The 22,892-nt window shown below is 66.3% G+C and carries 22 protein-coding genes, 1 tRNA gene and 1 pseudogene; 11 read left to right on the forward strand and 13 right to left on the reverse strand.

The window, feature by feature from the left end:
- The 4 genes from dxr to QM682_RS08875 all read left to right on the forward strand — a co-directional run bounded on the left by dxr (position 1) and on the right by QM682_RS08875 (position 5,547).
- Positions 1–1,173, forward strand: a complete 1,173-nt coding sequence (dxr, locus tag QM682_RS08860; RefSeq protein ID WP_415128858.1) for a 1-deoxy-D-xylulose-5-phosphate reductoisomerase — start codon at positions 1–3, stop codon at positions 1,171–1,173.
- Positions 1,173–2,498: an RIP metalloprotease RseP gene (gene rseP / locus QM682_RS08865; RefSeq protein WP_415128936.1), complete on the forward strand. Its 1,326-nt coding sequence runs from the start codon at positions 1,173–1,175 to the stop codon at positions 2,496–2,498. The genes dxr and rseP overlap by 1 nt, the downstream gene beginning before the upstream one ends.
- A gap of 101 nt (positions 2,499–2,599) precedes the next feature.
- On the forward strand, positions 2,600–4,933 hold the full coding sequence (gene bamA, locus QM682_RS08870) for an outer membrane protein assembly factor BamA (protein WP_415128860.1): 2,334 nt from the start codon (positions 2,600–2,602) through the stop codon (positions 4,931–4,933).
- On the forward strand, positions 4,933–5,547 hold the full coding sequence (locus QM682_RS08875; protein WP_415128862.1) for an OmpH family outer membrane protein: 615 nt from the start codon (positions 4,933–4,935) through the stop codon (positions 5,545–5,547). The genes bamA and QM682_RS08875 overlap by 1 nt, the downstream gene beginning before the upstream one ends.
- A 33-nt stretch (positions 5,548–5,580) precedes the next feature.
- Here the strand turns inward: QM682_RS08875 and QM682_RS08880 are convergent, their stop codons facing one another.
- Together QM682_RS08880 and QM682_RS08885 are read right to left on the reverse strand one after the other, a co-directional pair.
- On the reverse strand, positions 5,581–6,522 hold the full coding sequence (locus QM682_RS08880; protein WP_415128864.1) for a nucleoside hydrolase: 942 nt from the start codon (positions 6,520–6,522) through the stop codon (positions 5,581–5,583).
- 61 nt (positions 6,523–6,583) lie between these two features.
- Positions 6,584–9,034, reverse strand: coding sequence for a penicillin acylase family protein (locus tag QM682_RS08885; RefSeq protein WP_415128866.1), 2,451 nt, complete (start codon positions 9,032–9,034; stop codon positions 6,584–6,586).
- A 124-nt stretch (positions 9,035–9,158) separates the two neighbouring features.
- Here QM682_RS08885 and QM682_RS08890 point away from each other — a divergent pair, with 124 nt between their 5' ends.
- The 4 genes from QM682_RS08890 (at position 9,159) to QM682_RS08905 (ending at position 11,328) form a co-directional block, all read left to right on the forward strand.
- A complete protein-coding gene (locus QM682_RS08890; RefSeq protein ID WP_415128868.1) occupies positions 9,159–10,025 on the forward strand; it encodes an NAD(P)-dependent oxidoreductase in 867 nt (288 codons plus the stop codon).
- Complete coding sequence (locus QM682_RS08895; RefSeq protein ID WP_415128869.1) at positions 10,022–10,147, forward strand: hypothetical protein; 126 nt, start codon at positions 10,022–10,024, stop codon at positions 10,145–10,147. Before QM682_RS08890 ends, QM682_RS08895 begins: the two co-directional genes overlap by 4 nt.
- A 151-nt stretch (positions 10,148–10,298) precedes the next feature.
- Positions 10,299–10,374, forward strand: a tRNA-Val gene (locus tag QM682_RS08900).
- Between the two features lie 75 nt (positions 10,375–10,449).
- On the forward strand, positions 10,450–11,328 hold the full coding sequence (locus QM682_RS08905; protein WP_415128871.1) for a bestrophin family protein: 879 nt from the start codon (positions 10,450–10,452) through the stop codon (positions 11,326–11,328).
- 297 nt (positions 11,329–11,625) lie between these two features.
- Here QM682_RS08905 and QM682_RS08910 read toward each other — a convergent pair whose 3' ends face one another.
- From QM682_RS08910 to QM682_RS08935, 6 genes are all read right to left on the reverse strand, one after another.
- Positions 11,626–12,774, reverse strand: a complete 1,149-nt coding sequence (locus QM682_RS08910; protein ID WP_415128873.1) for a M20 aminoacylase family protein — start codon at positions 12,772–12,774, stop codon at positions 11,626–11,628.
- Positions 12,774–13,544 (reverse strand): ABC transporter ATP-binding protein, encoded by a 771-nt coding sequence (locus QM682_RS08915; RefSeq protein ID WP_415128875.1) that lies wholly within the window; start codon positions 13,542–13,544, stop codon positions 12,774–12,776. Before QM682_RS08915 ends, QM682_RS08910 begins: the two co-directional genes overlap by 1 nt.
- 27 nt (positions 13,545–13,571) lie before the next feature.
- The gene (locus tag QM682_RS08920; RefSeq protein ID WP_415128877.1) at positions 13,572–14,270 is read right to left on the reverse strand and encodes an ABC transporter permease; all 699 of its coding nucleotides are present in this window, start codon (positions 14,268–14,270) and stop codon (positions 13,572–13,574) included.
- Positions 14,267–14,977, reverse strand: a complete 711-nt coding sequence (locus QM682_RS08925) for an ABC transporter permease (protein ID WP_415128879.1) — start codon at positions 14,975–14,977, stop codon at positions 14,267–14,269. Before QM682_RS08925 ends, QM682_RS08920 begins: the two co-directional genes overlap by 4 nt.
- 63 nt (positions 14,978–15,040) lie before the next feature.
- The gene (locus QM682_RS08930) at positions 15,041–15,835 is read right to left on the reverse strand and encodes a transporter substrate-binding domain-containing protein (protein WP_415128881.1); all 795 of its coding nucleotides are present in this window, start codon (positions 15,833–15,835) and stop codon (positions 15,041–15,043) included.
- A 31-nt stretch (positions 15,836–15,866) separates the two neighbouring features.
- On the reverse strand, positions 15,867–16,667 hold the full coding sequence (locus tag QM682_RS08935) for a dimethylarginine dimethylaminohydrolase family protein (RefSeq protein WP_415128883.1): 801 nt from the start codon (positions 16,665–16,667) through the stop codon (positions 15,867–15,869).
- A gap of 416 nt (positions 16,668–17,083) precedes the next feature.
- Here QM682_RS08935 and QM682_RS08940 point away from each other — a divergent pair, with 416 nt between their 5' ends.
- The gene (locus tag QM682_RS08940; protein ID WP_415128885.1) at positions 17,084–17,353 is read left to right on the forward strand and encodes an ABC transporter permease subunit; all 270 of its coding nucleotides are present in this window, start codon (positions 17,084–17,086) and stop codon (positions 17,351–17,353) included.
- Between the two features lie 81 nt (positions 17,354–17,434).
- Here QM682_RS08940 and QM682_RS08945 read toward each other — a convergent pair.
- From QM682_RS08945 to QM682_RS08965, 5 genes and pseudogenes are all read right to left on the reverse strand, one after another.
- Positions 17,435–17,548, reverse strand: a pseudogene (locus tag QM682_RS08945) (transposase); the annotation flags it as partial.
- Between the two features lie 199 nt (positions 17,549–17,747).
- Entirely contained in the window at positions 17,748–18,452 is a 705-nt protein-coding gene (gene queE, locus QM682_RS08950; protein WP_415128887.1) for a 7-carboxy-7-deazaguanine synthase QueE, read from the reverse strand.
- The gene (gene queD, locus QM682_RS08955) at positions 18,449–18,802 is read right to left on the reverse strand and encodes a 6-carboxytetrahydropterin synthase QueD (RefSeq protein WP_415128889.1); all 354 of its coding nucleotides are present in this window, start codon (positions 18,800–18,802) and stop codon (positions 18,449–18,451) included. The genes queE and queD overlap by 4 nt, the downstream gene beginning before the upstream one ends.
- Positions 18,802–19,503, reverse strand: a complete 702-nt coding sequence (gene queC, locus QM682_RS08960; protein WP_415128891.1) for a 7-cyano-7-deazaguanine synthase QueC — start codon at positions 19,501–19,503, stop codon at positions 18,802–18,804. Before queC ends, queD begins: the two co-directional genes overlap by 1 nt.
- 93 nt (positions 19,504–19,596) lie before the next feature.
- A complete protein-coding gene (locus QM682_RS08965; protein WP_415128893.1) occupies positions 19,597–20,523 on the reverse strand; it encodes an NAD(P)-dependent oxidoreductase in 927 nt (308 codons plus the stop codon).
- Between the two features lie 88 nt (positions 20,524–20,611).
- Here QM682_RS08965 and gcvA point away from each other — a divergent pair, with 88 nt between their 5' ends.
- Both gcvA and QM682_RS08975 read left to right on the forward strand, forming a co-directional pair.
- On the forward strand, positions 20,612–21,544 hold the full coding sequence (gene gcvA, locus QM682_RS08970) for a transcriptional regulator GcvA (RefSeq protein ID WP_415128895.1): 933 nt from the start codon (positions 20,612–20,614) through the stop codon (positions 21,542–21,544).
- 338 nt (positions 21,545–21,882) lie between these two features.
- Positions 21,883–22,890: a TRAP transporter substrate-binding protein gene (locus QM682_RS08975; protein WP_415128897.1), complete on the forward strand. Its 1,008-nt coding sequence runs from the start codon at positions 21,883–21,885 to the stop codon at positions 22,888–22,890.
- Positions 22,891–22,892: the final 2 nt, after the last annotated feature.

Here is a 22,892-nt window from a genome sequence, read left to right on the forward strand (position 1 = left end):
ATGCGCAGCGTGACTGTGCTGGGGGCCACCGGCTCCATCGGCGAAAGCGCATTCGATCTGCTGATGGGGGCGGGTGGGCCGGCGGCCTATCGCACCGTGGCGCTGACCGGGGCGGGAAATATCGCCAGGCTGGCGCAGATGGCCCGCGCGCTTCGCGCCGAGATCGCCGTGACCGCCCAGCCCGAACGGCTGAACGAGCTGCGCGCGGCGCTGGCGGGCAGCGGGATCGAGGCGGCGGCGGGGCCTGCCGCCATCGCCGAGGCTGCGGCGCGCCCGGCGGATTGGACGCTTTCGGGCATTATCGGCGCGGCCGGCCTGCCGCCGGGGCTGGAAGTGGCGCGGCGGGGCGGCGTGCTGGCCCTGGCGAATAAGGAAAGCCTGGTCGCGGCGGGGCGGCTGCTGATGGCCGAGGCCGCGCGCGGCCAGGCCCGAATCCTGCCGGTCGATTCCGAACATTCCGCGATATTTCAATCCCTTCAAGGTGAGAACCTGGATAGCGTCGAGGCTGTGACCATCACCGCCTCGGGCGGCGCCTTCCGCGATTGGCCGCTTGAGCGGCTGGCCGAGGCGACGGTCGCGCAAGCTTCATCACATCCCAATTGGGCGATGGGTCAGCGCATCACCATCGACAGCGCCAGTATGTTCAATAAGGCGTTGGAAGTTATTGAAGCACATGAGTTTTTTGGACTGAATATCGAACGGATCAAGGTTTTGGTGCATCCCGAATCGATCATTCACGCCATGGTCAGCCACCGGGACGGCGGCTCGATCGCGCATCTGGGCGCGCCGGACATGCGCCACGCCATCGGCTATGCGCTGCACTGGCCGAAGCGCGCCGACCTGCCGGTGGCGCGGCTGGACCTGGCGGCCTTGGGCCGGCTGACCTTCCGCGCCCCGGACGAGGCGCGCTGGCCCGCGCTGCGCCTTGCGCGCGAGGTGATTCAGGCCGGCGGCGCGGCGGGCGCCGTGCTGAACGCCGCCAAGGAGCAGGCGCTGGACGACTTCATCGCCGGGCGGTGCCGCTTTACCGACATGGCCGTCGCGGTCGAGCGGGCGTTGGATCTTGCCTCGCGCGAGGCTGGTTTCGGCGCCAGCCCCGCCGATTTGGACGGCGTGCTGGCCTGGGATCGCCTGGGCCGCCGCCATGCCGCCTGTGTCGAAGGGGCGGCATGATGGGTGGGATCGCCGCGCAACTGGGCGGGCTGGCCTGGACCGTGGGTGCCTTTGTGCTGGCGCTTTCGATCATCGTTACCGTGCATGAATACGGCCATTACATCATCGGCCGCCTTTCGGGCATCAAGGCCGAGGTGTTCTCGCTGGGTTTCGGGCCGCGCCTGATTTCGCGCCGCGACCGGCACGGGACGCTGTGGCAGGTGGCGGCGATCCCGCTGGGCGGCTATGTCCGCTTCCTGGGCGATGCCAATGCGGCCAGCGCCGGCTCGATTCCTGTCGATCCCGCGCGCGCGCGCCAAAGTCTGACCGGCGCGCCGCTTTGGGCGCGTTTCGCCACCGTCGCGGCGGGGCCGGTGTTCAACTTCATCCTGTCGATCCTGGTCTTCGCGGGCGTGGCGATCTGGCAGGGCATTCCCACCGATACGCCGCAGGTCGGCCGGATCAGTCCCGCGCCGCCGGGGGTGCGGATCGGGCTGGAGCCGGGGGATCGTATCCTGGCCGTGGACGGCCAGCCGGTCGAGACCTGGCGCGATCTGGCCGAACTGGCGGGCAGGCTGGTGCCGCGCCCGGTCCATGACTGGACGGTCGAGCGCCAGGGCGCGCAGCGCGTGGTTCCCGGCCCCGATCCCATGCCCGCGCTGGTCGCGGGTGTCGCGCCGCGCAGCCCTGCCGCCTCGGCCGGGCTGATGGGCGGGGACGTGATCCTGGCGGTGGACGGCGCGCCCGTCTCGCGCTTCGATGAACTGCGCACGCTGGTGGCCCAGGCCCAAGGCCGTCCGGTCCTGCTGCGGGTCTGGCGCGAGGGGCAGGGCGAGGCTGACTATACCCTTTCCGCGCGCGAGCAGGATCTGCCCACCGCCGATGGCTTCGAGAAACGCTGGATGATCGGCGTCACCGGCGGCGGCACCTGGTTCCAGCCCGCGACGCGGCCGACCGGCCCGGCCGAGGCGCTGGGGCTGGGCGTCGCGCGGACCTGGGACATCATCGCCTCGTCCGTCGGCGGGCTTTGGGCCATGGCCACGGGCCAGATCGGAAGCTGCAACCTGGGGGGTGCGATCAGCATCGCGGAAAGCACGGGGCAGGCGGCCTCGGCCGGCGGAAGCGATTTCATCTGGTGGATCGCGGTCCTTTCGGCGGCGATCGGTTTTCTGAACCTTCTGCCGGTGCCGGTTCTGGATGGCGGGCACCTGATGTTTTACGCCTATGAGGCCGTCGCGGGGCGGCGGCCCTCGGACCGGGTGCTTGACGTGCTGTCCGCGCTTGGCATGGCGGCGGTGCTGTCGCTGATGGTATTCGGCCTCACCAACGATCTTTTCTGCCCCTAGGGGGCGTTGCCTTTTGACAGTCCCGCCCGCTTCGCTGTATCCACGACAGCAATTCGGGCGGGACAAACCCGCCGGCCAATGACAGAGGCACGAGGGCGGCGATGACGCACAGGAAATTCGGCAAGGGCGCGCTGGCGCTGATTTCGGCGCTGGCGGTGACGGCCCCGGTTGCGTTCATGCCCGGCCCGGCGGCGGCTTATGTCTTCGGCAATGTCCGCATCGAGGGCAACCAGCGCATCGAGCCGGCGACGATCCTGTCCTATCTGGACCTGCCGCGCGGCCAGAATGTCAGCGCGGGCGATTTGAACGCCGCGCTGCAACGGTTGCAGAATTCCGGCCTGTTCGAAACGGTGGACCTGACCCCTTCGGGCGGCACGCTGGTCGTGAAGGTCGCCGAATACCCGACCATCAACACCATCGCCTTCGAGGGGAACAAGCGCCTCAAGGACGAGAACCTGGCCCAGATCGTCAAGTCGCAGTCGCGCCGGATCTATTCGCCCGCCCAGGCCGAGGCGGACGCGGCCGAGATCAGCAAGGTCTATGCCTCGGAGGGACGCCTGGCCGCGCGGGTCGATCCCAAGATCATCAAGCGCAACGGCAACCGCGTCGATCTGGTCTTCGAGATCCGCGAGGGCGACGTGACCGAGATCGAGCGCATCGGCTTTGTCGGCAACCGCGCCTTTTCCGACCAGCGCCTGCGCAACGTCTTGCAGACCAAGCAGGCCGGCATCCTGCGCACCTTCATCAAGCGCGATACCTTCGCGCCTGACCGGCTTCAGGTCGATGAGAAGCTGCTGACGGATTTCTACCGCTCGCGCGGTTATGCCGATTTCAAGGTCCAGGCCGTGACCCCCGAGGTCGCGCGCGAACGCGACGCCTTCTATATCACCTTCCAGATCCAGGAAGGCCCGCGCTATACTTTCGGCAAGGTCAATACGATCAGCGAGGTTCCCGGCGTCGACGCGGCCGAATTCGCCGCCCAGAACCGGGTGAAGCAGGGCGAGGTCTATAACCCGACCAGCATCGACATCACCATCCGCCGGATGGAGGCGCTGGCGCTGCGCAAGGGCCTGAACTTCGTCAATATCGAGCCGCGCATCACCCGCAACGAACGCGGCCAGACCCTGGATCTGACCTTTGCCCTGACCCGTGGCCAGCGCGTCTTCGTCGAGCGCATCGACATCGAGGGCAACACCACCACGCTTGACGAGGTGATCCGCCGCCAGTTCGCCACGGTCGAGGGTGATCCCTTCAACCCGCGCGAGATCAGGAACTCGGCCGAGCGGCTGCGCGCCTTGGGCTATTTCAAGGACGTGCAGGCCGAAAGCCGTCCGGGAAGCAATCCCGATCAGGTCATCGTCGACGTGAACGTCGAGGAGCAACCCACCGGCAGCCTGAACTTCGGCGTCAGCTATGGCGTGTCCAGTGGCGTGGGCTTCAACGCTTCTCTTTCGGAAAAGAACTTCCTGGGCCGGGGACAAGAGGTCAATCTGTCCTTCTCGACCGGCTCGGGCAGCCAGTCCTCGGGGGTGACCTTCGTTGAGCCGTATTTCATGGGCCGCGACCTGAAGGCCAGCGTTCGGCTGTATTACAACACCACCGACCAGTTGAACGCGGATTACAACACGCGCAATGTCGGCATCCAGACAGGGCTGGAGTTTCCGATCTCGGAGAGCAGCCGGCTGGAACTGCGCTATCGCCTTAGCAAGGATACGCTTTTCGACGTGTCGGCGATCGAGGTGGACAGCGAGAGCGGCGAGCTTGAGGGATCGTCCCCGATCCTGGTGCGCGAGCAGGGCGGTTTCTTCACCTCGGCGGTGGGCTATACCTATAGCTATGACAGCCGCAAGGCCGGGCTGGACCCGCGCACCAGCTACCGGCTGCGCTTCAGCCAGGATTTCGCCGGGCTGGGCGGCGACGTGAAATCCGTGACCAGCGGCGTCTATGCCGGGGTGGAAAGCAATGCCTGGCGCGAAAGCATCACCCTGCTGAGCGAGTTCGAGGCGGGCGCGGTGCATATGCTGGACGATGGCAACAGCCGTTTCCTGGATCGTTATACCGGCAATAGCAAGGTGCGCGGCTTCGAGCCGAACGGCTTCGGCCCGCGCGACCAGAACGCGCCGAACGAAGATGCCATCGGTGGCAACTATTACTGGGCCTTGCGCAACGAGGTGCAGTTCCCCCTGGGTCTGCCCGAGGAATACGGCATCAAGGGCGGGCTTTTCGCCGATATCGGCTCGGTCTGGGGGCTGGACGATACGGCCGGCTATCTGGGCGAGGTCGATGACGGCATGCATGTGCGTGCGGCCATTGGCGCCTCGGTCTTCTGGACCACGCCCATCGGTCCCCTGCGCTTCAACTTCTCGAAGGCGGTCAAGAAAGAGGATTACGACCTTGAGCAGAACTTCGACCTGACCATCTCGACGCAGTTCTGATGCGGGGGGGCGCGTTCCGGGGCCTGGCGCTGGTGCTGGCGCTGGCCGTGCCCGCGCTGGCGCAGGACCGGCCAGTCGCGCCCCTGGCCGATGAACCGGCGCAAGCGGTCGGCGCGCCGATCATCACCATCAACCAGGATGTGGTTTTCGCGAGTTCGGCCTGGGGCCGGCGCGTCCACGCGGATCTTGAGCGTGAAAGCAAAGAGATCGCCGCCGAGAACGACCGCCTCGCCAGCCAGTTCGCCACCGAAGAGCAGGATCTGACCAATCTGCGCGGTGCCCTGCCGCCGGACGAATTCCGCAAGCGCGCCGACGAATTCGACAAGCGCGTGGTTGCCGTCCGGCGCGAGCGCGACCAGATCGAGCGCGTGTTTCAGGCCCGGATGGATGCCGAGCGCGGCGCATTCTTCCGTGCCGCCCTGCCGGTTCTGGCGCAGCTTATGCGCGACCGGGGCGCGCAGGTGGTGCTGGACCAAAGCGCGATCTTCGTGGCCGCGCAATCCATCGACGTGACGGATGAGTTGATCGCGCGGCTGGACAAGAATATCGGTGCCGGCCCGGCGCCCGAGGCCCCCGCCACGCCCGAAGCGCAGCGGGCCCCGGAAACTCCCTGAGATCCCGCAAACCCCTGAGACGCGCCCGCGCCGTCAGTGCCGGTCCAGGCCGGTGATCCGCTCGGCGAACAGCCGGAACAACCCATCCCGATCCACGTCGCGCAGGAACAGCGCGTTCGGCTTGCGCCCCGAGACGCGCCACCAGTCGGCGACGGTCATGCCGGTGGTGAATTCGCCCTTGGTCTCGATCTCGACATTGATTTCGCGGCCCTGGAACAGGTCGGGCCGGATCAGCCAGGCGATGGTGCAGGGATCATGCAGCGGTGTGCCGTCGGTGCCGTATTTCTCGCAGTCGTAGCGTTCGAAGAAGTCGGTCCAGCCGGCGATGGCCCGGCCGACCGGCCCCGAGGCACGCATTTCCTCGATCCATTCGCGGCTGGTCAGGGCCTGATGGGTCACGTCCAGCGGCAGCATGGTCAGCCTGACGCCGCTGGCAAGGACCAGCTTCGCCGCCTCGGGATCGACGGAGATGTTGAATTCGGCCGCCGGGGTGATGTTGCCGACCTCGAAATAGGCGCCGCCCATCATGACGACCTCGGCAAGGCGGGGAACGATGTCCGGGGCGCGCTGGAAGGCGGTGGCGATATTCGTCAGCGGCCCGATGGGCACCAGGGTGACGCTGCCCGCAGGTTCCTCGCGCAGGATGCGGATGATCGCGTCGACGGCATGCTCTTCGGCCAGGGGCACCTTCGGCTCGAACAGTTCGATCCCGTCCAGGCCGGTCGCGCCATGGACATGCTCGGCGGTGACCAGCGGGCGCGAAAGGGGGCGGTCGCAACCGGCATGGACCGCAATATCGCCCCGGCCCGCGATTTCCAGCACGATGCGGGCATTGGTGCTGGTCCGCGCCAGCGGCACGTTTCCGGCAACCGTGGTCAGCGCCAGGACACGAAGCTCGGGGCTGGCCAGCGCCAGCAGGATGGCGACGGCGTCGTCCTGGCCCGGATCGGTGTCGATGATGATCTTGCGCGCCATGGTTTTCTCCTGCCTGCGGTAGTGGGCGCCAGAATGGCTGGCGCAATGCCGGATGCAAGGGCTATTGCGGTGTCAGATGCGTGACGCCAGAGCCGGCGGCGCGCGCCAGATCCGGGTCCAGCGACATGCGGATATATTCGCCGCGCCGCCACAACTCGGCCAGGTCGTCGTAATGGCGCGAGAGCGGATGCCCCGATTGCCCGGTCGAGATGATGAAGACCGAACTGTCGGGATCGGCCAGGTCGTAGACCCCGCGATAGGCGGCGCCGGTCACGTTCAGCCAGGGGTTCGGGCCCCGGCCCAGCACCCCCGCCTGAGCCACCGTCGAAACCCCGCCCGAGGTCGGCTGGATCAGGTTCACCAGATAGGACAGCCCGCGCATGTCCCCCAGCGCCGGATGGACATGCCGGGCCTGGTGCAGATCGCCCCAGCGCCAGCTTGCCAGATCCGGGCCGAAACGCGCGGTCAGGTCCAGAAGCGCGGCGGCCAATGCCTGGCGGGCGATCTGGGTGCAGGTCTCGACCGGGCCGGACTGGCGGATGTCGCACCAGACTCCGGCACCCTCGGTATCGCGGAAGACGCGTTGCAGGAACAGCGGCTGCAACTCGGTCAGGTCGTCGGCCAGGGGACCGAGTTCGTCGCGCAGGATGCGGTCTTGCAGCGCGCGCATCCAGGCGGAATAGATCAGCGGCTCGGGCAGGTGTTCGTTCATGGCGCCGTCCCAATTGGCAAGCAGCCCCAGCGCATCCTGGATCTGGCGTTCGGGCGTGCCCTTGGCGGCCGGCTCTCCGGTGAACCACAGATCCGCGCCGATCAGGGGCAGCAGCGCGCGGGCGAGGGGGCTTACGATGTCGTTCTGCGCGGCGATGAAACTGTCGCGGGAATGCACCTCTCGCGAGTCGATCAGGTGGCGCAGCCGGGTCTGGCGGAAGGGATCACCCCGGTCATAGCCCAGCAGCGGCTCGTCGCGAAGCGCCGCGCCGGTGGTGGCGACGGTGCCATCGGCGGGCGAGAGCCGGACCAGGGCCGAGGGCGCGGGCGACACCCCCTGCCAGCGGTCGGCGGGGCTCCAGCCCGGTTGCGGCATCCGCCCCTGGGTCTGCGCCGTCGGCAGGCGCACCGGCAGCGCCCCGGCCATGACCTGGCCCACGCCCCGCGCATCGGCCAGCGTCACGCTAAGCGCGGGGGCCACCATCGGCGCCAGCGCCAGCGCCGCCGCCTGGCGGTCCCGCGTCCGCATCAGCCCCAGCAGCGCGCTCATCGAGCGGTCGTCCGGCTGCAAGCCCGTCCAGGCCAGCGCGGCGACATGGCCGGCGGGCAGGATCGCGTCCAGCCCCATCTGGCTGCCGGGAATGACCGGGCCGTTCTCGGTCTCGCGCAGCGTGATCTGACGCGCGGGTTCGCCCTTGACGCGGATCGTCTCGCGCCGGGTGACGAAATCGGTCCAGCCTTCGGCACCGCGATAGCGGTTCGGCTCTCCGGGCTGGACCTCCTCGATGAAGATGTCCTGATCGTCGATCTGCGCGGGGGTGATGCCCCAGGCCAGATCCTTGTTCCGCCCCGAAAGGATCGCGGGGATGCCGGGGATCGTGCCGCCGATCACCCCGCCCGAGGACAGTTCCAGCCGCGCCAGATACCACAGTCCCGGCGCGGTCAACGCGAATTGCGGATCGTTGGCCAGCAGCGCGCCGCCGGCGGCCGTGCGCTCGGCCGCCGCCGCCCAGCCATTGGCCGAGGCGCCAAGCGCGGGCGCGAGATAGCCCGCCAACTGGCCGGCCCAGTCGGGGGGCGTGCCCCGCCGCTCGGCCCCCGAGAAGCGGGCGCCGGGAAACAGCGCGGCATAGGCGGGCATCGGCGGCTCGTCCGGGCCGGCCATGATCTGGGCGCCCCGCTCGGGCGCGGCCAGGGACAGGCGCGCGCGAATGACCTCGCGCTGGGCCTGGACCGTCGAACTGGCCGCCAGCAGCTTCAGGATGGCCAGTGAATCCGCAGGCTCCCAATAGGCGATGTCGTCGGGAAACAGGAAGAACTCGGGCGCGCCGCGTCCCCTTGCTTGCAGGTTGACCTGGCGGATCCAGGCATTCACGCCGGCGGCATAGGCTTTCAGCGCCTGCGCGGTGGCGGCGTCCTGCGCCTCGACGGCGGCGCGGGCGTTGCGCGACAGTCCCAGCCGCCGGGCCAGGTCGTCGGCGGCCAGCGCGCCCGGCCCATAGATTTCGGCCAGCCGGCCCTGGGCGGCACGGCGCAGCACGGTCATCTGAAACAGCCGGTCCTGCGCATGGGCAAGGCCCAGGGCGAAGAACACATCCGCGTCATTCGCGCCGAAGATATGCGGCACATCCTCGGTCGAGCGCACGATCTCGACCGGGGCCGAGATGCCCTGGACCGCATAGCTCGCGTCGTAATCGGGCAGGGACCGGACCGCGAAATACCAGGCCAGCGCCGCAAGGCCCAGGCTGGCAAGGATCAATGCCACCGTCAGGCGCACGAGCCAGCGGAAAACTGTGACCATGAGGAACGACGTGCCCGAGTTCGGCGCGGGTGTTGACCCCCGCGGCAGGTGATGAAATTCATCGGTGAATAGGGCAGGGCGCGCATGGGTTCAACGCGCCTTTCACAAGCATGGGGAGAATGTGATGGCGCACGTGGCATTTCTGGGACTGGGCGTGATGGGATTCCCGATGGCGGGCCATCTGGCGGCGAAGGGGCATCAGGTGACGGTCTGGAACCGCACCGCCGCCAAGGCCGGCGCCTGGGTCCAGGCGCATGGCGGCCAGGCGGCCGCATCGGCGCGCGCGGCGGCCGAGGGCGCCGAATTCGTGATGGCCTGCGTCGGCAATGACGACGACCTGCGCCAGGTCTGCCTGGGCCAGGACGGCGCCTTCGCGGGTATGGGGCGGGGTGCGATCTTTGTCGATCACACCACGGTTTCGGCTGCGGTGACGCGGGAATTGGCCGGGGCCGCCGGGCTGCTGGGCCTGGATTTCGTTGACGCCCCGGTCTCGGGCGGGCAGGCGGGGGCCGAGAATGGCCAACTTTCCGTGATGTGCGGGGGGGACCAGGCGGCCTATGACAAGGCCCGGCCGGTGATCGACGCCTATGCCAAGATCTGCCGCCTGATGGGGCCTTCCGGCGCGGGCCAACTGACCAAGATGTGCAACCAGATCGCCATTGCCGGGCTGGTGCAGGGGCTCTCGGAATCGCTGCATTTCGCCGAGAAGGCCGGGCTTTCCATCCCCGATGTGGTTGAGGTGATCAGCCAGGGCGCCGCCGGTAGCTGGCAGATGCAGAACCGCCACCGGACCATGGCCGAGAACCGCTTCGACTTCGGCTTCGCCGTGGACTGGATGCGCAAGGATCTGGGCATCTGCCTGGATACGGCCGAGGAGAACGGCTCCGTCCTGCCCGTGACCGCCCTGGTCGATCAGTTCTACAAAGAGGTGCAGAACATGGGCGGCGGGCGCTGGGACACCTCGTCCCTGATCGCGCGGCTGCGAAAATGACGCGGCCGGTCCATGAGCCGCGGGCGGGCGACGTGGCGGTGATCCCCGCCGACCGCGCCCATTGCCGCATCAAGGCCAGTCCCGACTTCCCGGTCGTCGGCGCCTATCCGGGGCTGGCCTGATCCGGGGCGGGGGGCTGATCCCGGCTACCGGCATCCCGCGTCCGGGTGCCGATCCGGTGCCTGGCTCTGGCTCTGGCGCGGGCTTTGTGCGGTGAACCCGGCCATGGGTGCTTGCCAATCCCCCGTGCTTCGCGCTATCTGCGCGTCCTGGGGGCGGTTAGCTCAGTTGGTAGAGCGTTTCGTTTACACCGAAAATGTCGGGGGTTCGAGCCCCTCACCGCCCACCATGCCATCCCGGCGCCATGCCTGGGCCGGGTATTGCGTGGCCGCTGCCTGACCGACAGTTCCATCCCGGTGCCCCGATGATCATCCGCGAACGTCCCTCGGCCCTTCGGCTGTTCTTTCTTTGGCGCGGCTCGATCGTGCCCCGGATCTGGCGGGCGCTGCTGGGCGTGGCGGTGCTTTCGGCGCTGGTCGTCGCGATGCGTCGCGGTCAGCCGCAACTGGTGCCGGCGATGGGATCGCAACCCTTCGCGCTGCTGGGGATCGCGCTTTCCGTGTTCCTGAGCTTTCGCAACAATGCCTGCTATGATCGCTGGTGGGAGGGGCGCAGGCTTTGGGGCCAGATCATCCAGACCGCCCGCGACATCGCCCGGCAGACGGCGGTTCTGCCCCCGGCCGCGCGGCGCGCCATCCTTGAGGGGGTGGTCGATTTCGCCCAGGCCGCCGTCCTGCGCCTGCGCCGGATCACGCTGGAACAGGCGCGCGGCCAGTTTGGCGCCCGCAGCCGCGCCCCGGACGAGATCCTGACCGAGATCACCCTGCGCATCGCCGAGGCATTGCGTGCGGGCGACCTGCTGGCGGTCGAGGCGCATGGGCTGAACGAAGGCGTTACCCGGTTAAGCCAGGCCCTTGTCGGCTGCGAGAGGCTGGCCAACACGCCCTTGCCTTTCGCCTATACGCTGCTTTTGCAGCGCACGGCCTATGTGTTCTGTTTCCTGCTGCCCTTCGGCTTCGCCGACAGCCTGGGTTGGTTCACCCCCCTTGGCACCGCCGTCGTGGCCTATACCTTCTTCGGCCTCGACGCCCTGGGCGAAGAGCTTGAGGAACCGTTCGGCACGATGCCCAACGACCTGCCCATCGCGGCCTATGCCACGATGATCGAGATCACGCTGAAACAGGCGCTGGGGGATACCGACCTGCCCCCCATGCCCGAACCACAGGGCTATGTCCTGGCCTGAGGCGTCAAGGGCTTGCGAAGCCGGGCCTCGTCCCGCGCGGGAAGGTGCGATACCGGAACCGGGCTGGGGTTTGAGTTTCCTTGCGCGGCCATCACCGCCACCCGCGCCGAAGCAGCAGGCCGGGGGACCGTCAGGAGCGGCGGCGAAACCGGCACCGTCGGCGTGGCAACCCGCTATGACCGATGCCCGAAGCTTTCCTTACGGCTTTGACGGGCAATGAGGCGAGCATAGGGCAGTCGCGCTCGGATCCCGCCTTCAGCCGTTTCGGGCATGGGCTTTGGCGGCTGCCCGATACTGTCAACTATCGCAGAACTGCCGAACCAGGCGATGGAAATAGGCCGAGCCGGGTGTCAGCAGCGCATCGTTGAAATCGTAAGTCGTGGTGTGCAGGCCGGAACTGTCGCCATTGCCGATGTTGACATAGGCGCCGGGCACCTGTTCCAGCAGGAACGAGAAATCCTCGCTGCCCATCATCGGATGCGCCATCTCGCTGACAGCCTCGGGGCCGAACAGGTCGCGGGCGGCGCGGGCGGCGTCCTGGGTCGCCTCGGGATCGTTGATGGTGGCGGGATAGCCGGTCAGCCACTGAAACTGCACGCTGGCGCCAAAGCTTTCGGCCTGGCTGCGGCAGATGCGCTGGACCCTTTCGCGCAGTTCGGCGCGCAACGTCGGATCGGTCGAGCGCATGCTGATCTCAAGCCGGGCCGTGTCGGGGATGATGTTGCAGACGGTGCCGGACTGGAAGGCGCCCACGGTGACCACCGCCGGGGCATGGGGCGAGACGTTGCGGCCGACGATGCTTTGCAGGGCCATGACGATGGCGGCGCCGGCGACGATGGGGTCGATGGTTTCCTCGGGACGCGCGCCATGGCCGCCGCGCCCGCGCACCGTGACCGTCACCGCGTCGATGGCGGCGCTGGTGGCGCCGGCACGCAACTGGACATGTCCCACGGGGGCGCCGGGGCGGTTGTGCATGGCATAGATGCGGTCGCAGGGAAAACGCTGGAACAAGCCGTCCTTGACCATCATCTCGCCGCCGCCCTCGTTCTCTTCGGCGGGCTGAAAGATCAGATGCGCGGTGCCCTTGAAGTCGGGGTCGTTGGCCAGCCGCCAGGCCGCGCCCAGAAGCATCGCGGTATGGCCGTCATGACCGCAGGCATGCATCCTGCCGGGCTGGGTGCTGGCATGGGGCAGGCCGGTTTGCTCGGTCATCGGCAGCGCGTCCATGTCGGCCCGCAGCCCCACGGTGCGGTTGCTGCCGGGGCGGCGCAGCGTGCCGACCAGGCCGGTCCGGCCGATGCCGCGCGCGACCTCGAAGCCCAGATCCTCAAGCTTGCGCGCCACCAGGGCCGAGGTGCGGTGCTCTTCCAGCCCCAGTTCGGGATGGGCGTGGATGTCGCGGCGGATCGCCACAAGTTCGGGCAGGAATTCGGCGAAATCCTTCATTACGATGTTTCCATGCGCAGGAACTGGCGCAGGCGCGGCGAGGCGGGGTCGGCCATGATCCTGGCGGGGGCGCCGCGTTCCTCGACCAGCCCCTGATGCAGGAAGATCACCTCGGTCGAGATGTCGCGGGCCAGCGCCATCTCATGGGTGACCAGCACCATGGTGCGCCCCTCGCGGGCCAGCGCCTTGATGACCTGAAGCACCTCTTGCACCAGTTCGGGATCCAGCGCCGAGGTCGGTTCGTCGAACAGCATCACCTCGGGGCGCATCGCCAGCGCGCGGGCGATGGCCGCGCGCTGCTGCTGGCCACCGGAAAGCTGCGCGGGATAGCTGTCCTTTTTCTCGGCGATGCCGACCTTGGCCAGCAGGGTCTCGGCCTCGGAGATGGCCTCGTCCCGCGACAGGCCCAGGATGTGGCGCGGCCCCTCGATGACGTTTTCCAGGATGGTCATATGCGCCCAGAGGTTGAAGTTCTGGAACACCATCCCCAGCCGGCGCCGCACCAGTTCCAACTGCTTGCGGTCGGCACGGTTGAAATTGCCGTGCCGGTCGGCGCGGGCGCGCACCACCTCGCCGCCTACGACGATCTCGCCGCCATCGGGGGGCTCAAGGTAGTTGATGCAGCGCAGCAGGGTGCTTTTGCCCGAGCCGGACTGGCCGATCAGGGAAATCACATCCCCCTTGCGGGCATCGAAGCTGATGCCCTTCAGCACGTTCAGCGAGCCGAAGCTTTTGCGGATGTCCCTGACGGACAGGGCGAATTCGGTCATGGGGCTATTTCCTGTGTTCGCATGGGATCACCTGGTCCGATAGCCGGTCAGCCGGCGTTCCAGCGTGGCGGTGATACGGGACAAGATCAGGACGACGGCGAAATAGATCAGCGCCGCGGCGATCAGCGGTTCAAAGATCATCAGCGACTGGCGTTGCAGCATCCGCGCCGTTCCCAGCACCTCAAGGACGGTGATGGTCGAGGCCAGCGAGGTCGATTTCAGCAGGATGATGACATCGCTGGCCAGCACCGGAATGGCCGAATGGAACGCCTGCGGCAGCACGATGCGCCGGATGATCCGGCCGGACGGCATCCCCATGGCGCGGGCGGCCTCGATCTGGCCGCGAGGCACCGAGCGAATGGCGCCGCGCAGCACTTCGGCGTTATAGGTCGCCTGGCTGATCGTCAGCACGATGATGGCATACCACAGCCCATCCCGCAGATAGGGCCACAGGAAGGATTGCCGCACCCATGTGCCGGGCAGCAATTCGCCCAGCCCGTAATAGACCAGATACAGTTGGACCAGCAGCGGCGTGCCCCGCACCAGGAAACTGATCGTCAGGCAGGGCCAGGCCAGCAGCCGCTTTCCCGAGGTTCGGGCAAGGGCCATCAGCGCGCCGAGAAACAGCCCCGCCGTGCCGGCCACCACGGTCAGCAGCAGCGTCAGCGGCAGGGCACGGACCAGCGCGGGCAGGAAGCCTGTGATGCGCTCCAGCAACTCGATCATCGGTAACCCCGCTCGACGCGCTTTTCGATACGCGAGATGGCCAGCATCGACACCAGCGAGATGAAAAGGAAGAAAAGCGCGATGACCATATAGAAGAACCCGTATTGCTTGGTCGCCCCGGCTGCGCGATAGCCGGTGTAAAGCAGTTCGCTGAAGGTGCCCAGGACCGCGACCAACGAGCTTTCCTTGGTCATGCCCAGCCACAGGTTGCCCAGGCCCGGCACGGCATGGCGGATCATCTGCGGAAAGACGATGCGGCAGAAGATGCGCCTTTGCGGCATGCCGATGGCGGTGGCGGCCTCGACCTGGCCTTTCGGCACGGCCTGGATGGCGGCGCGCAGCACCTCGGTCATGAAGGCGCCGCTGACGAAGGCCAGGGCAAAGACCGCCGCCCAGAAGGCCGAGAACTCGAAATCGCGGCCCACCAGGCCCAAAGCCTTCAGCCCCCGCTCGGCCACGCCCGCGACCGAGAAATAGACCAGCAGGATCATCAGCAATTCGGGCAGCGAGCGCACGACGGTGGTGTAGATGTCGGCGGCAAGGCGCAGGTAGCGGTTGCGCGACAGCTTGCCCGAGGCGCCCAGCAGGCCGAAGCCCATCGACATCAGATAGGCCACCGCCGAGACCACCAGGGTCATCAGGAAGCCCCGCGCCAGTTCGTCACCCCAGCCGGTATCTCCCCAAGCCAGCAGTTTCAATTGGTCCATCAGCCTGGATCTTTCGAATGGATTGCAGGAAGGCGGCGGCCAGGGGCGCCGCCGCCAGGGCCGTCATTCCTTCCAGTCGGACCATTTCTTCAGGAATTCGGCGATCCGGCCGTCCTCGGTCATCTTGGCAAGCGGAGCGTTGATCTTGTCCAGCGTCTCGGTATCGCCCTTGCGCACGGCATAGGCGATGCCCTGGCCCAGCACGATGTTCTCGGGCATGGTCAGCTTGATCTCGTAATCCGCGCCCGCCTCGGTGGTCAGGAACTGCTCGATGAAGCCGTCGCCCATGACCACATAGTCGATGCGGCCGGCCCGCAGGTCGGCCACCGCATTGTCGGCGGTGTCATAGCTTTTCAGCTCCAGCGAGGGCACGAAGGTCGCCATGTAATTCGCCTGGATGCTGGCGTTCTGCACGCCGAAGATCTTGCTTTCCAACCCCTCGGCCGCCAGCACATCGCCGCTGCCATCGGCGGCGGGGGTGGTGGTCACGGGGGTGTCGTCCGCCTTGGCGCCGACGACATGGGTGATCTGCTTTTCATAGGGCAGCGAGAAATCGACGATCTTGAGGCGTTCCGCCGTGACCGAGAAGGCGCCGACGGCGAAGTCGACCTTGCCTTCGACCAGCGAGGGGATCAGCGCGTCCCAGGCCATCTGCCGGATGTCGCAGCCCTCTTCCAGAGATTCGCAGATGGCGGTGCTGATATCGGCTTCCCAGCCGATCCACTTGCCCGAGGAATCGATCATGGTCGCCGGCATATAGGGCTCGGGGGTCATGCCCAGGCGCAGCGGACCTTCGGCCAGCGCGGCCGAGCCGAGCATCGCCGCCCAGACGCCGGCAAGAAGCAAGCTTGTCTTCATCGTCTTTCCCTGTTCCGTTTGGTTGTGGTTGTTATTTACGGGCGTCGAACCAGCGCAGCGACATGCAGGACAGGCCCGCATCCACCTTGCCGATCTCGGCGGTGTCCAGCGCCACCACGTCGAAGCCCTTGCCGGTCAGCAGGTCGATGGTGCGGGGGAACTGCCTGCCGACCAGCACCACGTCGTTGACGCGCAGCGCATTGGCGCCGGCCTCTTCGCCCTCGGGCGTGGTCAGGACGGACAATCCGTCGAACGCGCCCGAGGCGGCCAGCCGGCCCGTCGCCAGCACGATGTCGTCGCCCAGCAACGAGCAGTCGGTCTTGAAATGCAGCACGCCTTCGGGCGTGGCGACGATCTCGGACGGGCGGCCCAGCCGGGTCAGGCAGTCCCGCAGCCCCTCGGCGCCCGCGCGGTCGGTCCGGGCAGACAGCCCGATCATCACCTTGTCCGGCGTGGTCAGGATGTCGCCGCCATCGGCATAGCCGCCTTCCGGCAGGGTCAGGACCGTGTCGAACATGCTTTCCAGCACGGGGGCGATATGGGCGGTTTCGCGCAGGCGGGTCTGGGTGCCGGGGCGCAGCAGGATGGCGCCTTCGGTAAAGACCAGGGCCGGATCCTCGACGAAGACGGAATCGGGAAACTCCTCCAGCGGGGGCAGGACCGTCACCTCGCAGCCAGCGTCGCGCAGCGCCTGGACATAGGCTGCATGCTCGGCCAGGACGCCCGCAAGGCTGGGATCTCCCGTATCCACGGCGCGCAGGCCGTTGACGACCGACCGGGCGGGCTCTCGCACGATGATCGAGTTGAAGCGATAGACGGGAACTTGCGGCATTGGATATTCCAGATCGTTCGAGCCGGGTTGGCGGCGGGCATCGGGTGACGGTTTCGCGGCGGTCGGGACCGCGCGCCATATCTGCGGACATGCGGGAGTTGCGTCAATGAGGTTACTGGGGCGATCTGAAAAGATGAAGCCCGTGATCATGCGTGGAATTTCCACCTTTTGTCGGCCCGTCGTCAGGATTTCTTCGGCAACGCTGAGATTGCCGTCCTGATCGCCGCCGGGTGGTCCGGCACTGGCCGGAGTTGAGCTTGCCAGGAAAAGCCTATGTTTTTGGCGCTGAAATGGCATTTTGCCTGTGCTTGGGGCGATTTGGGTATCGTATTGCTCTGTTATCTCTGCCTGGCCGGGGCGCGAATCGACCTGGATGGCCCCGAGCGCCCGGCAGCCCGTCCCGCCTTGGTGTTACGGTGCTTGGCCTTCAGGCCGGGCCGATGCTTTCGGGCACGGCGCCGGCCGAATCGGTCCTTGGCTGGCCGGATCTGGGCGTGCTGAAGGTGCAGGCGGTGGCGCGGTGCGACTATCCTCTGCCGGGCATGTTCCTGCTGAAACTGGTGATGGTGATCGTCGCCAATGCCCTGGCTGATCTGGTCTGTATCGCCATCAACCCGAGGCTTCGCGCCCATGGCCAGTCCGCACGATGCCCCCGGCACCGCCGGAGAGGAGGATCACGGGCGTGATCAGCCTGGCTGCGGCACTGATCGTCACATCGTCGGTATCTATCTCGCGGGTCATGTCCGCGACGGTCAGCGTCGGCGCCTCTCCGCCACATCAAGGTCACGCGCAGCCTGCGCCACAGCGACACCCCGATCCGTCACCAGCCTGACGGCCTCGATCTGGAACTCACGGCTGAACTGCCGTCTCGCCGTATCCACTCTCCAGTTCCTGGGTCACGATCTTATCTGCCTGTCCTCAAAACCGGCAGCAGCTCAGAAGCGCATGTTTTAGCTGACATCCGCCTGCGGATTGCGCACGCGTTCCAGTTCGGCCCGGTCGGGACCTTGTGGCAGGAAAAGTGTCGCCGCCGAGTTACTTCAGGTCGCTGTAGATCGTGTCTGGCGCCTTTTGCTCCTTTTACACGCCGCGCCGATTGCCCCAGATCAGCACATGAAGCTGTGGCAGGATTATCGGGGATAGCCAGCCCTTTCCGACGGTTTCCTCGACCAACCAAAGCAGTCGGTCGGCAAGCCGCCTGGGATCGACGGGCCGGGCAGGGTCGGTCTCGGGATTGCCCGGCTGAAGGTAGAGGGGAAGTTCGGGATAGCGCGCGGCCGCCTCGCGCGCCCAGGAAAGGTCGGCATGGTCGAAGATCACGATCTTCATCACGGTATCGGCTTTTTCGGCGGCCGCAAGACAGGCATCAAAGGCGGACCAGTCGATTTCCTGCCCGCTCGATGGCGGTTTGGGCGAGAGGACCAGCAGCGAAAGGTCCGCGAACCAGCCTCGTGCTATGGAACCCTGCGTTTCGCAGGCAAAACGGTAGCCAAGGCCGTGGCCAAGCGCGATGACCGGAGCAAAGTCCTGGATCGCGGGATTTCCGCCGGAGATCGAGACAGTCAGCGGCTGCCCCCCGGACAGCCGCCCGACTTCGGCCATGACGGCCTCGGGCGCCATGGCCTGCCATTCATGGCGATGGCGGCTGTCGACCGCATGCAGGCTGTCGCACCAGTTGCAGCGATAGTCGCAGCCGCCAGCCCGGATGAACACGGTGGGCTGGCCGATCAGCGCGCCCTCGCCCTGGATGGTCGGGCCGAATATCTCGGCAATCCGCAGAGTCATGGACGATACTCCGCCCAGGTTTTCGGCGTTTCCGAAACACGCACCGCGCTGACTTCGGGCCAGCGCGCTTTGCTCCAGTCAAAGAAGTGACGAGCAAGGTTCTCGGCGGTCGATGGCAGGTTCAGCACGTCATTCAAGTGCCGGTGGTCAAAGTCATCATCGATATGTGCCTTGAGCGCCGCCAGTTCGTGATAGTCGCGCACGAAGCCGTCGGCATTCAACTCTCTGGCAGCCAGTTCGACGATCACGACATAATTGTGCCCATGCAGCCGCGCGCATTGATGATCGCCGGGCAAATGCGCGAGCTGATGCGAGGCTGAAAAGTGGAATTCCTTGCTGATCCTATACATCAGGCTTGCGCCCTCGCGGCTATGGCGGTGCGCCAGAAATCGGGGTCGGTATAAGTCGTGGGGTCGGCAATGCCTGCAAGATCGAATGCCTCGCGCCGCTCGACGCAGGTGCCGCAGCGCCCGCAATGCTCCTCTCCACCCTTGTAGCAGGACCATGTTTCGGCAAAGGGGGTGCCGTAAAGCGCGCCCTCGGCCACGATGTCGGCTTTGGTCTTGTGCACGAAGGGCACATGCAGCGCGACATCCGCGTAACCGTCCAGCGCGGCACGCTGCATCCTTGCAAAGGCATCCGTGAAGGCCGGGCGGCAATCGGGATAGATGAAATGATCGCCGCCATGAACCGCCGCGGCGACGGCCTGATCGCCCCTGGCCGCCGCAATGCCGAAGGCAATCGCCAGCATGATGGCATTGCGGTTCGGGACAATCGTGACACGCATGGTTTCCTCGGCGTAATGCCCGTCGGGCACATCGAGATCATCGGTCAGGGCCGAGCCACTCAGCGCCGAGCCGATGCCGCGCAGGTCGATCAGGTGAAACGGAACCTTGAGCCGTTCGGCGGCGCGTTCGGCAAAGTGGATCTCCTTTCGATGGCGCTGGCCATAGTCAAAGGAGATGATGCGTGCCAGTTGCCCCCCGCCCGCGACGATATGGGCTAGCGAAACGGAATCCAGTCCGCCAGAGCAGACTACTGCAATCTTCATGTTGGAACCCTTGTTTTGATGACCGGGTAGGCTGCGACCGGTAGGCGGTTCATAACGACAGGGGATCGAAGGCACAAGCCGCGGCGGCAGCGGCTAGCCGGATTGCCCTTGGTTCAGCAGTCCATAGGATCGGATCACCTGACTGTCGTCCGCGTCCCCGTCGCCGCGACCGCTGGCCGCCAGAAACATCTGATAGGCAGCTGCCGACAGTGGCAGGGCGGTTTTCACCTCGCGCCCCGCATCCAGCACGATACCCAGATCCTTGACGAAGATGTCAATCGCGCTGGAAACCCCGGGATCCGACTGGATCATGCGGGGGCCGCGATCCTTCAGCATCCAGCTTGACGCCGACGACCCGCCCAGAATGTCCAGCACCACCTGCGGATCGACTCCGACCCTGGCGGCGAAGGCCAGCCCCTCGGCCGCAACGGCGATGTGGACCCCACAGAGCAACTGGTTCACGACCTTGACGGTCGCGCCCTGACCAGCTTCGGTGCCGACGTGAAAAATCTTGTCGCCCATCGCCCGCAGCAGCGGTCGGACACGGTTAAACGTTGCCGCATCCGCGCCCACCATGATCGTCAGCGTGGCGGCATCTGCCCCCGCTGTTCCACCGGAGACTGGCGCATCGACGAATGCACGGCCCGTTGCCTGCACCCGTTTCGCCAGATCGCGGACCGATCCCGGCGGACAGGTCGCCATCAGGATCACCGCCGCACCGGGAGCCAACGCATCCAGCGCACCGTTCGCGAACAGGACTTCATCGGCCTGCGCGGCATTCACCACCATCAGGATCAGCGCATCGGCATCGCGCGCTGCATCCGCCGCGGAGAGCGCCGCCTGCCCGGCATTGTCGCGGAAGCGGCCGAGCGCCTCAGGCCAGGCATCATAGCCGTGCACCGAAAATCCCGCGCGGATCAGATTGCGCGCCATATGGGTGCCCATGGCGCCAAGGCCGATGAATGAAAGCCGCATGATGTTTCTCCCTGCCGGCAAGGTAGGAAAGCCCGCTTCACGCATCAAACGAATTATGCTGCCACATTTTTGAATTGGCTTCACGAAAAATGCCGCAATACTGGGCCATGGTTCAATACAAGGGCATCAGCTCGTGCGGCGCATCCCCTCGCTCAAATCCCTTCAGGCATTCGAGGCGGCAGCCCGGCGCGGATCATTCACCGCCGCCGCGAATGAACTGCATGTCACGGCATCCGCGATCAGCCACCAGATCCGCTTTCTGGAAAAGGAAATCGGGCTGAGTCTGTTTCATCGCGATACTCGCACCATTGTCCTGACCGACGCCGGAGAGCGATATTTCCGGCAGGTCTCGGATGCTTTTTCGGCGATGGAGGCAGCGACCCGCGAAATCGAGCGCCACGGCAAGGCCGATATCCTGACCGTGCATTCCGTGCCCAGCTTTGCCGCGCAATGGCTGATGCCGCGCCTGTCGCGGTTCAGTGCACAACACAGTGACATCGACGTGCGGCTCTATGCCTCGGCTGACCCGGTGGAACTGGAGGCGGGGTTGGTCGATGTCGATATCCGCTATGGCAGCCTGCTGCCCACGCGCGGGGTCATTACCGCGCCGTTGCCGGACGAGGCAGTCATCGTCCTCTGTTCGCCCGATTTCCTGCGCGGGGCCGATCCGCCGATCCGCGCGCCCGCCGATCTGAAACACCACACTCTGATCCATTCCGAGGTGAACCTGCTGAGATGGAGCGATTGGGCGCGGCAGCAGGGAATCACCCTGCAACTTGAGCGGGGGCCGCGGTTCGACCGCTCGTTCATGTCGATCAGCGCGGCGGTGGACGGGCAGGGGATCTGCCTGGAAAGCCACATCCTCGTTGAGCGCGAACTGGGCACGGGCCGTCTGATCGAGCTTTTCGGCAAGTCCCGCAGCCAGATTGCCTGCCATACCGTCTCAATCCTGAAGGCCAAGCAGAATGTCCCCAAGATCAAGGCGTTCCAGAAATGGCTGCTGGATGAACTCAGTCTGTGCAGTGTCGAGCGCGTTGTGAGCAGGATGAATTTCATTCATCAATAAGCGTCGATTTCGCGTTTGACCGAAAGAGGCCGTTGCCGCCACACTTCCCCTGCAAGGCCCGTATCCGAGGAAATACGGGCTTCGCCTTGGGCCGGGGGACAAGTTCCGTCCGCCCATGACCGAAGAGGAGGAATCCGACGTTTTCGACCAGCGCGAACGCTGTCGTCCGTGGTGCCCGCTGCCCGTGCCCATACTCCAAACGGGCGCGGCATTGGGCATCCCGCCTGCGACCTTGACCGACGGACGGGGGGCCGGCCCGGTCTGATCAACGGCCTGCCGTGCCGAGGCGCGCCGCAGCTTTCGATGTCTGAAATCAACATCCTGGGGAGGAGATTCACATGACAACCATGATCAACCGCCGCATCCTGTTGCGTGGCGCCGCGGTGCTGTTGGCCGCGCCCGCGATCCTGTCGCTGCCACGCGGCGCTCAGGCGGCGACCACGATGACGCTGGGCCACAACGCCGCCCCTGGCAACCCGCGCGGCATCGCCTGCGATGAGTTCGCGCGCCTGGTGGCAGAAAATACCGGAGGAGAGTTTGGCGTCCGCGTGGCCGGCGCCGAGCAACTGGGCAATGAACAGTCGCTGCTGACCAGCCTGCGCACCGGCGCGGTGGACATGACCGTCAACAGCCAGGGTTCGTGCTCGGCTCTGGTGCCTGAAATCGCGGCGCTGGGTCTGCCCTTCCTGTTCGACGCCTCGGAGGATGCGTTCCGGGTGCTGGCGGGCTCTGTCGGCGCGGCGCTGGCCGAACGTTTCGCATCTGTGCAGATGGTGCCGCTGGGCTGGTGGGATAACGGTATCCGCCACATCACCAACTCTAGAAAGCCGATCATCGCTCCCGCCGACTTGAAGGGCCTGACCATCCGCACGCCGCCCGATCCGATGACCATCGACATCTTCAACACGCTGGGCGCCAGCACCGAGCAGATCAGCTTTGGCGAACTGTATATCGCCCTGCAACAGGGCGTGGTGGACGGGCAGGAAAACCCGCTGACCAACATCGCCTCGTCGAAGCTGTATGAGGTAAATCCCTTCATCAGCTTGTCTGGCCATAAATGGGAAGTGTCGCCCCTCCTGATCTCGCAGATCCGCTGGCAGCAGCTCAGCGATGACCAGAAGGGCCAGATCCAGGCGGCTGCCGACGCCGCGACCACGATGCAGCGCGGGTTGATCGTGGAAAGCGAAGCCAAGCTGTTCGAGCAGTTCAGCGCCGACGACAAGCTGAAGATCAACGAGGTGGAGAAGGACGCCTTCCGCGCCGCCGCCGCGCCCGTGGCCGATCTTTGGAAAGCCAAGCCCTTCGGCGATTTCGTCGGTCAGTTGATCGACGCGGCGCGGGCCTGACC

The sequence above is a fragment of the Paracoccus sp. (in: a-proteobacteria) genome (assembly GCF_047605025.1).
Lineage (GTDB): Bacteria > Pseudomonadota > Alphaproteobacteria > Rhodobacterales > Rhodobacteraceae > Paracoccus.